The 13,517-nt window shown below is 39.3% G+C and carries 13 protein-coding genes; all 13 read right to left on the reverse strand.

The window, feature by feature from the left end; all coding sequences use genetic code 11:
• Positions 1 to 7: 7 nt before the first annotated feature.
• Positions 8 to 307, reverse strand: coding sequence for a hypothetical protein (locus H5163_RS08430; protein ID WP_182730998.1), 300 nt, complete (start codon positions 305 to 307; stop codon positions 8 to 10).
• On the reverse strand, positions 297 to 725 hold the full coding sequence (gene fliS, locus H5163_RS08435; protein ID WP_149981556.1) for a flagellar export chaperone FliS: 429 nt from the start codon (positions 723 to 725) through the stop codon (positions 297 to 299). Before fliS ends, H5163_RS08430 begins: the two co-directional genes overlap by 11 nt.
• 28 nt (positions 726 to 753) lie before the next feature.
• Complete coding sequence (gene fliD, locus H5163_RS08440; protein WP_182734918.1) at positions 754 to 2,172, reverse strand: flagellar filament capping protein FliD; 1,419 nt, start codon at positions 2,170 to 2,172, stop codon at positions 754 to 756.
• Between the two features lie 31 nt (positions 2,173 to 2,203).
• Positions 2,204 to 2,638, reverse strand: a complete 435-nt coding sequence (locus tag H5163_RS08445) for a flagellar protein FlaG (RefSeq protein WP_149981560.1) — start codon at positions 2,636 to 2,638, stop codon at positions 2,204 to 2,206.
• A 77-nt stretch (positions 2,639 to 2,715) separates the two neighbouring features.
• Complete coding sequence (locus H5163_RS08450) at positions 2,716 to 3,678, reverse strand: flagellin (protein WP_149981562.1); 963 nt, start codon at positions 3,676 to 3,678, stop codon at positions 2,716 to 2,718.
• A gap of 165 nt (positions 3,679 to 3,843) precedes the next feature.
• Positions 3,844 to 4,812, reverse strand: a complete 969-nt coding sequence (locus tag H5163_RS08455) for a flagellin (protein WP_182718208.1) — start codon at positions 4,810 to 4,812, stop codon at positions 3,844 to 3,846.
• Between the two features lie 417 nt (positions 4,813 to 5,229).
• Positions 5,230 to 6,192: a flagellin gene (locus H5163_RS08460; RefSeq protein ID WP_182730995.1), complete on the reverse strand. Its 963-nt coding sequence runs from the start codon at positions 6,190 to 6,192 to the stop codon at positions 5,230 to 5,232.
• A 337-nt stretch (positions 6,193 to 6,529) separates the two neighbouring features.
• Positions 6,530 to 7,762, reverse strand: coding sequence for a flagellar hook-associated protein FlgL (gene flgL / locus H5163_RS08465; RefSeq protein WP_145239518.1), 1,233 nt, complete (start codon positions 7,760 to 7,762; stop codon positions 6,530 to 6,532).
• A 2-nt stretch (positions 7,763 to 7,764) separates the two neighbouring features.
• Positions 7,765 to 9,771 carry a flagellar hook-associated protein FlgK gene (gene flgK / locus H5163_RS08470; protein WP_145239522.1) on the reverse strand — a complete coding sequence of 669 codons (2,007 nt, stop codon included), beginning with the start codon at positions 9,769 to 9,771 and terminating at the stop codon, positions 7,765 to 7,767.
• Position 9,772: 1 nt separating this feature from the next.
• Positions 9,773 to 10,741 (reverse strand): flagellar assembly peptidoglycan hydrolase FlgJ, encoded by a 969-nt coding sequence (gene flgJ / locus H5163_RS08475; RefSeq protein WP_182734919.1) that lies wholly within the window; start codon positions 10,739 to 10,741, stop codon positions 9,773 to 9,775.
• Between the two features lie 171 nt (positions 10,742 to 10,912).
• Positions 10,913 to 12,007, reverse strand: a complete 1,095-nt coding sequence (locus H5163_RS08480; RefSeq protein WP_145239528.1) for a flagellar basal body P-ring protein FlgI — start codon at positions 12,005 to 12,007, stop codon at positions 10,913 to 10,915.
• 11 nt (positions 12,008 to 12,018) lie between these two features.
• Positions 12,019 to 12,702, reverse strand: a complete 684-nt coding sequence (gene flgH, locus H5163_RS08485; protein ID WP_145239531.1) for a flagellar basal body L-ring protein FlgH — start codon at positions 12,700 to 12,702, stop codon at positions 12,019 to 12,021.
• An 18-nt stretch (positions 12,703 to 12,720) separates the two neighbouring features.
• Entirely contained in the window at positions 12,721 to 13,509 is a 789-nt protein-coding gene (gene flgG / locus H5163_RS08490; protein ID WP_145239534.1) for a flagellar basal-body rod protein FlgG, read from the reverse strand.
• Positions 13,510 to 13,517 lie beyond the last annotated feature (8 nt).

Here is a 13,517-nt window from a genome sequence, read left to right on the forward strand (position 1 = left end):
CGGTTACCTACTTGATATTTTTATACACATTTATTTTTTTTTGCGTATTAATATGAACACCAAGTTCTTTTGCAGCCTGCTGTTTTTTGAGGCTTATCTCTAATACCGTAGTATTCAATTTGATTGAAAAATCCGATAAAAATAACACATCGTTTTCGCTGAGGTTCTCAGGTGAGGCAAAGAGTGCTTTCAATGTTCTATCAATTAATAGTAACTTGCTTTGAGCTGACTCTATATCACCTTCAGCTAAATATTGATTAATTACAGACAAATCGGGGACTAACTGAGACAATAAACTAGCCGACATTAGCATCTATACCATTTTCACTAAGTGTTTTTTCTCGAACATCATGAGGAATAGCATCCCAAGCAGACTTTATTTCTTTTAATAAATTAGATACTTCTTCAACAATTGCAGGATCATTTTTTATTGTTGCATCAACTAAGCGATCTATCATATAAGAATAAAGTGCATATAAATTATCAGTCACTTCACCACCAACTTTAAAATCTAAACAGCCCCTTAAGGCTTCAATAATAGCAGTCGCTTTAGATAAATGTTCGGCCTTCGCTTCCATATGTTTTCTTTCAATAGCAACTTTAGACATCACCATTTTTTCAATCGCACCCGCCATTAACATTTGAATTATTTCATAGCGATCAGCACCCGCAACACGGGTCTTGAGTGCTTCTTTCTGATAATTTTTTACTTTGGCGTTATACATATTAAAACCCTTTTAAATCAAAATTAATTTATGATTTGTTTCTTGTAAATCCAGGTAAGCTCGCAAGCTGCGCTCCTAAGTACTGTTGTGTTGATTGCATTTGCGCCAGTAACACATCTAAACCCGCATATTGCTTTCTAAGCCTACTTTCTAATTCGGTCATTCTAAATTCATGCTTTAGTACATCATCTTCTAAATCAGTGACCTGTGTATTTAAATTATCTTCTCTTTGCTTTAAAATGCCTTTTGAACTTACGTAATTATCTAAAAAAGATTCGAACTGTTTAGCAACACCATTTTCACCAGCAAAAGCCTTTCCGATATCATCAAAATTTTCATCCATTGCTGTATTTAAACTGCGGACTAAAGTTGATTTTTCTAGATAACCTTTCTTATCAACACCCAAGCCAATATCGAAAATACTTGTGAAAGGCCCTGCATCCGTTAAATTTGTAGAAAGCATATTGACCATTTGCGAGCTCAAAGTACGAATGGTTGCATCGCTATTTAAAGGTTTACCAACTCTCGATTGCAGACCTAACTGCCCTATAGCATTGTTATAATTAGCAATAAATTCATCAATTAATGTTGTAACGCTCTCACGGTCATAGCTAACAGCTAACTTTGCCGTCTCTCCATCAACGCTTTGTCGTTTAGCAGTGATCGTCATATCTTGTACAGCATCTTTAAAGGTATTGGTGTCATTTGTTATTGTTATGCCATCTACTTTTATAACTGCACTTTTTGCTTCATTTCCAGCTGTTATACCAATACCACCGCTACCAGAAGCTCCACCATTAGCATCTGTAGATACATTGTCTAGCTCAGCATTATCATTGGTAATTACCAAGTCATTACCAGCGCCACTCACACTCGAAGTAAGAACCAGCTTTGACTCAGTACCAGTATTTATTATATTTGCTGTTACACCAAAATTATCATCCGAGTCATTAATTGCGTCACGCAAATCAGCTAATGTCGCACCCGCATCAAGAGTTAGGTCAAAGCTTTTGTCTCCAGCAGCAAATGACAAGGTGCCTCCAGAAGCAGTGACCACATCGTCAGTAGATGTAAACAAAGGAGGTACGGCATCGTTTGACGTTGCACGACTGCCTTGAGCAAGTGCAACAACTTCAATTTTAAAATTACCAGGCGTAATATCTTTTGTTGGGGTAACTGAGACGAGATCACCGTCATCACTTGTTGGTTGAGTGATATTAGCAATACGTTTATTGAAATTATCAGGATCTGCTAGCTTTTTTATTGTGTCTTGTAGCTTGGATAACGCAGACTTGATCTCTCCGATTGAAGATAATTCAACTTCTAACGACTTGTCCTTTTTTGCAAAGGCATTCATTTTTGGAACATTTTCGGCATCAACAGATGCTGTAATGATACTTTCGAGATCCAGCCCAGATCCAATACCTGCGGATGTTATAAGTGGCATACTTCTCTCCTACTATCTGTTCCAAAAAATATCATACGGTTTGATTTAGTAACAAACCTTTATTAGTAAGTTTATCGGCAAATTCATCTAAAGCTTTAGCAACTTCTCTAAACTCTTCAGTTGGAATTTCACGAATAACTTCTTCGCTTGTTTTATCAAACACTTTGATTATTGGTGGATCACCCTGCTCATCAAATTCAAATTTTAAATTTGTAGCCGTCACAGGAATATATTTATTTAATTTCTCTAAGTTTTCTTTCACTTCGTCGATCAGTGCTTTTCTTTCACTTTCAGAATCAAGTTGCTGACTATTATCAACAAGTGCGGGCTCTCTACCTGCAATTTTTGTACCAGCTTTTTCAACGGTTGCTTTTTTACTTGCTTCGTTTAACTCATTTTTATTTGTAAAAGATGAATTAGCGGTGAAGTTTTCACTCGATTTAATTATTCCACCTAAGTCAGCCATAGTAGCTCTCCTTCAAAATACAAACAAAGTATAAGTCATTATCGAGACAATATCTCAATAATGACCTAATTAACCGTCTAGCCTAGTAACGATAATGCTACTTGTGGACGCTGGTTTGCTTGGCTCAAAATAGATTGGCTTGCTTGTTGTAATATTTGAGATTTAGTCAAATTAGCTGTTTCGGCAGCGAAATCAGTATCTTTAATACGTGACTTAGCAGCACTCAAGTTTTCTGAAATGTTAGATTGGTTACGAATAGTTGATTGAAAACGATTTTGCACAGCACCGAGTTCGGCACGCTTTTTATCAACTACTGCAATCATTGCATCCATACCAGCCATTACCGCTTGTGCGTTAGCTTGAGAAGATACACTAATACCACTTGCTGTAAATACAGTTGCAAAGTCGGTATTATCAGCTGAAGCACCAACCTGCGAACTAATTGTTCCCGCAGTAGCACTTAAGCTTGCACCTGTCACAGCACTTGCTACACCTGCAATACCTGACATAGTAAAGCCATTATTACCCGCAACCGAGTTTGCAGTGCCACCAACAGAAGCCATACTAAAGCTAATATTCTGTACAGCATCAGCACCAACTTGGAAGTTAGCTGAGAATGAACCATCTAGGAGATTTTGACCACCAAATGTTGTATCTGCAGCAACACGATTCACTTCTTCTGATAATGAACGAATTTCTTCTTGTACTGCTAAACGGTCTTCATCTGTATTTGAACCGTTTGAAGCTTGTTGAGCAAGAGTACGAATACGCTGGAACATTGACGTAGTCTCATCAAGTGCGCCTTCAGCAGTCTGCGCAAGTGAGATCCCATCATTAGCATTTCGGTTACCTTGATTCAAACCATTTATTTGACTAGTTAAACGGTTAGATATTTGCATGCCTGCAGCATCATCTTTTGCACTATTAATGCGAAAACCTGATGATAGACGTTGAAAGGATGTATCGAGCTGGTTACCAGATTTCATCAACTGGCGCTGTGCGTTCAATGAACTCACATTAGTATTTACATATAAAGCCATAATAGCCTCCGCTTTATCATTTTAAATAGAATAACAACGGGATACCCCTACCCTGTTATTACTCCAGACTGAGAGTCCTAGATTTTTAGTTCTCTAAGTCAGTTATCGTCAGATAAAACGGAAACTTTAGCTTTATTTATAAATTTTTAACAACGTTATACTATTTTAACCCTGTAACAAGCTTAATGCAGCCTGAGGCCTTTGATTTGCTTGGCCTAATATTGTTTGGCTCGCTTGTTGTAAAATTTGGTTTTTAGTTAAGTTAGCTGTCTCCATTGCAAAATCAGCATCTTTAATTCTTGATTTAGCAGAGGCTAAATTTTCAGAAATATTAGCTTGATTTCGTATTGTCGACTGAAAACGGTTTTGTACCGCACCTAATTCAGCGCGTTTTTTATCAACCACCGCTATTAGAGAATCCATACCCGCAAACACAGCCTGTGCATTTACTTGTGATGACACACTAATACCTGCAGCTGTAAATACAGAAGAAAAATCTAATGTTGTTGATGCCGTTGCGCCATCAACTGAGCTTACATTAGCTGCGAGCGTTGAAAGTGCTTTACCACCCACGGCTGAAGCAACACCGGCAACACCTGATATAGTAAAACCACCATTAGCAGCAAGAGAATTAGCTGTATCGCCAACAGACTGCATACTAAAACCAATAGTCTGTACAGCATCAGCACCAACCTGAAAGCTTGCAGAATAAGAGCCATCCAATAAATTTTGACCACCGAATGTAGTGTCCGTGGCAATTCGGTTAACCTCATCAGATAACTGTCTAATCTCTTCTTGGATAGCGAGCCTATCTTCATCTGTATTAGAGCCATTTGCTGATTGCTGAGCAAGTGTTCGGATACGTTGAAATGTAGAAGTAATTTCATCAAGCGCACCTTCAGCCGTTTGTGCCAGCGAGATACCGTCATTCGCATTACGGTTGCCTTGGTTTAAACCCAAGATTTGCGATTGCAAACGATCCGATATTTGTAAACCAGCAGCATCATCCGCCGCGCTGTTAATACGCAGACCAGATGATAAACGTTTAAAGGAAGTATCTAAGTCGTTTCCAGTTCTTTCAAGCTGTCTTTGCGCATTAAGCGCACTAACATTCGTATTTACAAATAAAGCCATAATAAACTCTCTTCTTATCTGTCAAATTAAAGCCACTCTAAAATGAGTGGAGTTTTGACAAAGTGACTAGTTACAGCAGCCAAGTAAGATTGGCCCGGGGCAATAAACTGCCACTTTGCAGGTTAATTTAAAAACTTAATAAGTATTGAGCAATCTTTAGGCCAACTTTATAGATAGAGTTGCATTGAATTAGAAAAAAAGAGAAAAGGGCCTATAAGGCCCTTTGAAGATAAGTTTGAGAGTAGGTTTTAATTATTGGCATATTTTATGCTTAATAATTTATGTTCTTACAAATGTTAGAACAATACAGGATTTTTAAGCGCCTCCGCTTTATCAATCCGTTTCAGCGCCTTTGTTAATACCCCATTAAACAAAGGCGCTACATTCTTAGTCAATTAATTGACTATTTCCAACCAATTATCCTAGAAGACTTAATGCAGCCTGTGGACGTTGATTAGCCTGGCTAAGAATTGTTTGGCTAGCCTGTTGTAGAATCTGCATTTTTGTTAAGTTTGCAGTTTCTTGAGCAAAGTCAGTATCTTTAATACGTGATTTTGCAGCACTTAGATTCTCTGAGATATTTGATTGGTTACGAATCGTTGACTGAAAACGATTTTGTACCGCACCCAGCTCAGCTCGTTTTTTATCAACAACCGCGATAAGCGAATCCATACCAGCCATTACAGCTTGCGCATTAGCCTGTGAAGATACACTGATACCACCAGCAGTAAATACTGATGAAAATGCTGTTTGGTCTGCTGATGCACCTACTTGCGAGCTGATTGTTCCAGCTGTCGCACTTAAACTAGCGCCGGTTACCGCACTGGCAACACCTGCAATACCTGACATGGTGAAACCACCATTAGCTGCGATAGAGTTAGCCGTACCACCAACCGATGCCATACTAAAGCTGATATTCTGAACGGCATCTGCACCTACTTGAAAGTTAGCCGAGAAAGAACCATCTAATAGGTTTTGACCACCAAACGTTGTATCTGCAGCAACACGATTAACTTCTGATGAAAGAGAGCGAATCTCTTCTTGCACCGCTAAACGGTCTTCATCAGTATTTGAGCCGTTAGCTGCTTGCTGTGATAATGTTCTGATACGTTGGAACATTGATGTTACTTCGTCTAATGCACCCTCAGCTGTTTGTGCTAGTGAAATACCATCGTTCGCGTTACGGTTACCTTGGTTCAAACCGTTAATTTGTGATGTTAAACGGTCAGAAATTTGTAGGCCAGCCGCATCATCTTTCGCACTGTTAATACGAAAACCTGATGATAAACGTTGGAATGATGTATCCAGTGCATTACCAGAATTATTTAATTGTCTTTGTGCGTTTAACGCGCTAACATTTGTATTTACATATAAAGCCATGATATCTCTCCAGAAGTAAACTTATCATTTACTCTCAAACTTACTAGATTAAGCAGTGGTTGTTATTTACAACGCTTTGCTTGGTTAATTAAGTTATCGGTCTAGCAAAAAAATCCTTTAGCTTTTTTTTAATTTTTTTAACTTTATTTTTTAAGCTCTTGTAATTTAATGAATTTTTAAATTGTTTAATTAATGAATTCCATTAAACGAATAAAAGATTATTGTACAGGTCTTTTTCTTCAGGAAATTATTAAGCTGTTAAATAGTAAGGAGATGATCTTAAAAGGCTGAAGAAATACGAGAGTAAGGCAATATATTGCCTTACTCCTTTACTTACTTATAAGTAATCGAACAGTGATAATTTAGCCAAGCGGCCAAAAGTTGCCTGCGAGGCTTGTAGTGCAGTTTCTTGCTTCGTGAGTTCAGTAATGGCCTCAGCCATATCGAGTTCAATTAAATCTGCACGAGAAGATTTGTTATTTACATCAAGGTCACTATTAGATTGCGTGATTTTTTCAGCTGTATTTAACCGCCCACCTAAACCAGCCTGCGTTAAAGAGACCTGATTTTTACTATTGTCGATCTGGATCATGGCCGCTGCCAATACTTGCTCATAATCTTCTTGGCTAATTGTTGGATCAGTCAGTCCTGCGATCAAATCATTTAAGGTGTTTAAAATATTTTCTTTTTGCGGTGCTTCTAAAGTAAAGTCTACCTGCCCATTTGCCACGGGGCTAATGTCGATTTCCAACCCTGCAAATTTAATTTGTGATCCCTCAAAGCTGCCAGAGCTGATCACACTTCCACCTTGTTCAACCTGATAAGTATTAGGTGTACCTGCTGTCGTTATAATATTAAACGTATTTGCTCCGACTGCGGCAGCAGGATCAGCGTTATAATTTGCTTTATGAAAAGAGTCAAACTGAGCTTGTTCACGCACATACACTTTTGCACTAGTGATCCCTCCTGATGCAACACCATCATTCGAGGCGACGTCTAAACGTGCATTGACCTTTTCAAACGTATCAACCCCATTATCACTGGATTTAATTTCAACTCCTTCCGCTACTTTAATTTTATGCTGGCCTTGGTCGCCACCATAAACATATTTGCCAGTTGAAGAATCAAGCGAATAGGTTTGGGTATTATCTTGATAGCCTGAAAATATATACTTCCCATCTTCAGTTTTAGCATTCATTAAATCAAGCACACTACTTTGTATAGATTTAATCTCTTCAGCAATACCTTCACGATCTATATCTGTATAAACACCATTACCAGCTTGAATTGCTAATGTATGTGCTTTTTCAAGCGAGCCTTTAATATTCTCAAGTACACTTTCTTGGGTATTTAAACGACTCGTCAGCATAGTAATATTTTTACTGTATTGCTCATTCGCTTGTATACGATCGGTATACAGTAACGCCCGTGCTGTTGCCGATGGATCATCTGAAGCTGTAAGCACTCGCTTTTGGGTATTAACTTGCTCTTGTGCTTTATTGACATTTTGCTGATTATTCAAAATCGAATTAACACTGTTTTGGTACATCAAATTATTAGATAAACGCATAATTACCTCGCAGCATTAAGTAAAGTATCAAAAATTGTACGGGCTGTTGATAGCACTTGTGCAGACGCCGCATAAGATTGTTGAAAACGTAATAAATTGGCTGCTTCTTCATCAAGGTTTACTCCCGAGAGTGACTCATACCAGGCTTCAGACTGTTGAGCTAATGCCTCAAAAGCAGCGCCATTAGTCTTCGCTTGATTGGTTACAACACCAATATCAGTAACTAACCCTGCATAGGCTTGATTAAATGTTTTATGATTATCTGCAGTTGAAGTTGTGGTCACATTTTGTCGAACTAACTCACCACTTTGTAACCCAGCCAACATTAAGCCATTGCGGTTATCATCAAAACCACCTTCATTAAACTCCAGTGTAAAACTATCGCCTGTTGCTGGTATGCCTTCAATATTAAAGTCAAAGCCATATAATTCGAAACCATTCCCAGCTTGTGAAAGCATATTTTCAGCAGGCGGAGTGACTGTAAAAGTACTTGTATTGACCCCATCTGATATTGTGTATTCATCTGGGTTAGCAGTTTTCACTATCGTGATATCGCCATTAGCAAGATCCGGAGGTGTCGTAGTTGTAAAACCACCTGAAGTCACACTACTTACACTACCTACTGAAATATTGGCATTGCCAGTGTTGTTTATGTTATCAGCCGTACGGATTGGTGAAGCAAGCGCTAACGATTCAGGCCTATCGGTGGCAAGTGTTAAACTCGATGCAGCCTCTGCATTAAGTTTTACAGCAAATTGATCGCCAACATTACCGGTTCCTGTAACATTTAATTGTAAACCAAAAGATTCCCCACCGGTCATAGTCGATGAATCAATAACGCCAGCAACTATATTGGCGGTTGAGGGAGAGCCTAATGGTTCACCTTTATTATCGACAGGTTGTATTTCTACCGTTGTACCACTGGTATAAGTAACAATAAAGTCACTAGCAGGAATTTCACTGCCTTTACCAGGCTCTAGGGTAGCCGTCATGCTTGAGTTACCTGTATTAGCTTGATAGGCGTAACCGCCAACCGTTGGAATTGTAAAAATGTCCCCACCAAGTTCACCGTTGCCGTCCATCCCTAAACGGTTTTGTTGGTTAAAAGCATCAGCAATTGCAAGCCCCATTTGGCCAAGCTGGTTTTGTGCTGGCACTAAAATATCATCACGAAATGCTAGTAACCCACCAATCTTACCTTTAAGTTTACTTACATCAACATCAAGCGGCACAGCTTTGCCGCCATTTATATCTAAACGTAATTCTTTAAAATTAGGATCCGGATCACCCGCCATCGAAAACAAATTAAATGCGCCGTCTTGCATTACGAGTGATTCACCGGTGCCCATAAATACCAGCTTTTCACCGTTGGGGCCATCAAGAGTCTCTACATCTATTAATTCCGATAACTTACGAATAGCAAGGTCTCGCTCGTTATACATGGTGCTTGAGTTTGCCTCATTGCGCGTACCATTTACCGTAGCTATTTGCTTATTCAAACTGCTAATATTTTGAATCAATGTATTCGCTTCATCAGAAAAAATTTCTAACTGCTCATTCACGATGTTTTTTTGATCAAATACAATGCCTGACAAACGATCCATTTGATCAATCAAATTTTCTGCATCTGTCATAACCAACGAACGTGCAACTGTTGATGATGGCTGATTTAAGCTTTCCTGCACATTGTTGAATAACGAATTCATACTGCTCGATAAGCTATTGGATTCTTGAGAAAACAAGCTATCAACCCGGCCTGCTTCTGTAACAAATTGATCAAAAAAGGTTTTATTTGAAGTATCGCGATTGAGCTGCTTTTGAGCAAATTCATTCAATAATCGATATGTTTCACCACGACCAACTTGATTGTCGATCATGGTCATATGCTCTGTACGCTCACGTACATAACCAACTGTATTTATATTGGCAATGTTTTTACTGGTCGTTTGTAGCAATTCTGAATTAGCGCGAACGCCTGAATTTGCAATGTCTAATAAATTAAACGACATCTTAATTTACTCCTTGGCGAACCAATGTTGTCGCCAGTGTTTTAAGTTCTGTACGATTAAGTACTTGCTTAATTTTTTCGGCATAATTGGGGTCTGTGGCATAACCGGCTTTTTGTAAAGAGTCTAAAAAAGCGGCCGGTTTTGCGGTATTTTGTAATGCTTCTTGGTAGCGTGGGTTTTCCGTTAAAAACTGCACAAAGTCATTCACGCTGTCTTTAATCGAATCATATGCTCTAAAGCTGGCTTGTCTTTTTACTGGTGTACCTTGCTCAAATTCGAGTGTCATTTTATTGGCTTTCTCACCCTGCCAGCTTCTATCTGATTTGATATTGAATAAGTTAAAGCTGCTGTTGCCATCACTTTTATTAATAATATGCTTACCCCAACCAGTCTCAAGAGCTGCTTGTGCAACCATCACAGCAGGGTTCAAACCAATTTTTTCAGCTGCTGTTTTTGCATGCTCCCAAACACTACTAATAAAATCTTCTGCATTTTCAAACTGAGGTTTTTGCGCTGTTGATGGGCTGCTATTGACAGCCTGAGTGTCAGCCGTGTTTTCAGTATTCGTAACTGTTGCACGTTGATCACTGGTAAAATCATCAACAGTACGCAGCACTGAACTAGGGGTAAAGTTTTTTCCATCAGGAGAAAGTTGTTGCACTATGAGATCGGCTAAACCCAATGACCCTTTTGAAGATAAATCAACTGATAACTGTTGATCATGCATTTCTTCAAAAAACTTTACACCACTGGAATTAAAAGGACTGTCTTCGTCTTCAAACGCTTCGTTTGCTTTACGCATACTTTTAAGAAGCATCTGCGTAAAAATAGATTCAAATTGTGCCGCTGCTTTTTTTAGCGCTTCTTTCGATGCTTCAGGCGAGGCACCACTTTTTAAGGCATCTTGACGTAACGTATTAAGATTGCCTAAATCAAAGAAGTTTTGTTTATCGAGATGATTAGTATCCATCAGCAATTTGACACAGTGATTAATAATATTATTAACAATGCAATAATTGAGCCAATGCGAGTTTGCGAGTTTGCGAGTTTGCGAGTTTGCGAAAGTATAAAAGCGTTGATTAATTATGCAAGTCAAGCCCCCCTAAATGCGAGTTAACGCAAACTTAGGGGGTCAATATGGTTAAATAACCACGAGTTGACCGCTGATGGCCCCCGCTTCTTTTAATGCTTCTAGTATTGCCATTAAGTCACCGGGCGCTGCGCCGACTTCGTTAATTGCCCGTACTAAATCGTCAAGACTAACACCTGGGTTGAATACAAAGGCTCGAGAATCATCTTCGTTAACATCAATAATACTTTGATTAGTAACGACCGTTTCCCCTTCACTTAATGCGTTAGGCTGAGATACATTTTGCTGTTCCGCAATCGTAACAGTCAAGCCACCATGGGTAATTGCCGCCGCTTGTAACTTTACATTTTTACCGATCACTATGGTACCAGTACGTGAATTAACGATAATTTTTGCCGAAGTATCCGCTGGTTTAAACTCTAAATTTTCAAGCGTAGATAAATAAGCAACACGCTGCGACGCATCACGCGGTGCAATAACACGTATTGAAGCGGCATCAAGTGCATGTGCACTGTCTGGGCCGATAAGTTCATTAATAGTTTGCTCTAAACGTTTAGCGGTAGTGAAATCTGGACGATTTAAATTAAAGGTTATGTAATCACCTTGCATAAAAGGACTTTTAATTGCCCGTTCAACCGTTGCGCCATTAGGAATACGCCCTACCGTAGGCGTGTTCATTACGATCTTACTACCATCGGCTCCTTCAACACCTAATCCACCAACAATTAAGCTACCTTGTGCGATAGCATAAGTATTCCCATCAACCCCTTTTAGAAAGGTTTGTAGTAATGTTCCGCCACGTAAGCTACCCGCACTACCTATTGACGATACAGTAATATCGATTGTCTGCCCTGGCTTCCTAAATGCAGGTAACTCAGCATGCACAGCAACCGCAGCTACATTTTTGATTTTGGGTTTTAAATTCGATGCCATGGTAATACCAAAACTATTTAGCATGGCTTTAAAGCTTTGTTCAGTAAAACGACTTTGCTCACCGGTGCCAGGTAAACCAACCACGAGACCATAACCAACCAGCTGGTTTGAGCGAACGCCTTCAACCATTGAGACATCTTTAATACGTTCAGCGCTTGCACTAAAGTGCCAACTTAATAAACATATACACAGCAACGCTTTCAAGCTATTCATATCAACATCCTTTAAAAAGGGAACAGAGAGCTGGTGAAGAATCGAGTTAACCACCCTGCCGTTTGAGTCTCTTGCATTTGCCCTTTACCAGAATATTGAATCCGAGCATTCGCGATTCTATTAGAGGTCACAGTATTATCTGCAGTAACATCTTGTGGGCGCACAAGTCCTTCCAGACGAATAAATTCTTCGCCGGTGTTTAAAGTCAGCCATTTTTCACCACGGATCACTAAATTACCATTAGGTAATACACGCATAACATTCACGGAAATATCACCAAATAAACTATTAGATTGGTTTGACTTAGTATCACCTTTGAATTTTGCACCGCTGCCCACACCAAACTGAATACTATCACCACCAATATTAACCGGTAGTCCGCCTAACCCAATGACAGGGTCTAAGCTGGCATCACTTTGTTTATCCGTTTCAGTTTTAGCTGCTTTTGATGATTGCGTCGATTCTTGCAGCTTAACTGTAATAATATCTCCAGTACGTAAGGCTTTTTTATCTGAATATAAATCATTTGATAAATTACTATCAAACAATGAGCCTGTCGGCACGATTTGCTCTGCGGCAGGCTCTGGATACATGGGAGCATAGTATGGATCATCTTGAACCACGCTGTGGTTTTGAGTTGTCATACAACCACTCAATATAAATGCACCCGTTAAGACTATAGATAAATTACGCATAACTTTGCTCCGAATTAATTAAAGTTGCTGACTGATATAACTCATCATTTCATCAACCGCTGAAATCACTTTTGAATTCATTTCATAGATCCGTTGAGTTTCAATCAGGTTAACTAATTCTTCAGTTACATTTACGTTAGAGGTTTCAAGTGCACCTTGCACAACAGTGCCTAATCCTTCTAGGCCAGGGTTACCTTGCACAGGTGCGCCACTGACTGCCGTTTCGGTATATAAGTTTTGACCTACAGGCTCTAGACCTGATGGATTGATAAAATCACTGATCGTTAACTGACCTATTACCACATTCTCTGGCTGCCCTGAGATACGTACTGATACCTCTCCATCTTGCGATACAGTAATGGACTGTGCGTCATCAGGTACATTCATTTCTGGCTGTACGGGAAAACCAGCGCCGGCAGTAACAATACGGCCGTCTTCATCCGTGGTAAATTGACCATTTCGAGAGTAAGCGATATTGCCATCAGGCTGTAAAACTTCAAAAAAACCGGGCCCTGATATCATCCAATCCAATGAATTTTCGGTGGTTAACATATTGCCTTGAGAAAAGTTTTTCTGATTAGCAACCACTTTGGTACCAGCACCAAGCATTAAACCTGAGGGCATTTCAGTATCTTGTGATGAACGTCCACCCGGCTGATTAATATTTTGATAAAGTAAATCTTCAAACACAGCACGGCTTTTCTTATAACCAACGGTACTGGCATTGGCTAAATTATTTGAGATAACCGAAATGTCAGTTTGTTGGGCATCAAGCCCCGTTTTACTTATCCACAATGCAGGATTCATATTAATAT

The organism is Pseudoalteromonas sp. SG44-8 (assembly GCF_014164125.1).
Taxonomy (GTDB): domain Bacteria; phylum Pseudomonadota; class Gammaproteobacteria; order Enterobacterales; family Alteromonadaceae; genus Pseudoalteromonas; species Pseudoalteromonas rhizosphaerae.

Bases quoted from the DNA above. Each gene is read 5' to 3' on its own strand.
- fliD (WP_182734918.1), bottom strand. From the start codon at position 2,172: ATGCCACTTATAACATCCGCAGGTATTGGATCTGGGCTGGATCTCGAA.
- H5163_RS08480 (WP_145239528.1), bottom strand. From the start codon at position 12,007: ATGAATAGCTTGAAAGCGTTGCTGTGTATATGTTTATTAAGTTGGCAC.
- flgL (WP_145239518.1), bottom strand. From the start codon at position 7,762: ATGCGTTTATCTAATAATTTGATGTACCAAAACAGTGTTAATTCGATT.
- flgJ (WP_182734919.1), bottom strand. From the start codon at position 10,741: ATGGATACTAATCATCTCGATAAACAAAACTTCTTTGATTTAGGCAAT.
- flgK (WP_145239522.1), bottom strand. From the start codon at position 9,771: ATGTCGTTTAATTTATTAGACATTGCAAATTCAGGCGTTCGCGCTAAT.
- H5163_RS08445 (WP_149981560.1), bottom strand. From the start codon at position 2,638: ATGGCTGACTTAGGTGGAATAATTAAATCGAGTGAAAACTTCACCGCT.
- fliS (WP_149981556.1), bottom strand. From the start codon at position 725: ATGTATAACGCCAAAGTAAAAAATTATCAGAAAGAAGCACTCAAGACC.
- H5163_RS08450 (WP_149981562.1), bottom strand. From the start codon at position 3,678: ATGGCTTTATATGTAAATACTAATGTGAGTTCATTGAACGCACAGCGC.
- H5163_RS08455 (WP_182718208.1), bottom strand. From the start codon at position 4,812: ATGGCTTTATTTGTAAATACGAATGTTAGTGCGCTTAATGCGCAAAGA.
- flgG (WP_145239534.1), bottom strand. From the start codon at position 13,509: ATGAATCCTGCATTGTGGATAAGTAAAACGGGGCTTGATGCCCAACAA.
- H5163_RS08430 (WP_182730998.1), bottom strand. From the start codon at position 307: ATGTCGGCTAGTTTATTGTCTCAGTTAGTCCCCGATTTGTCTGTAATT.
- flgH (WP_145239531.1), bottom strand. From the start codon at position 12,702: ATGCGTAATTTATCTATAGTCTTAACGGGTGCATTTATATTGAGTGGT.
- H5163_RS08460 (WP_182730995.1), bottom strand. From the start codon at position 6,192: ATGGCTTTATATGTAAATACAAATGTTAGCGCGTTAAACGCACAAAGA.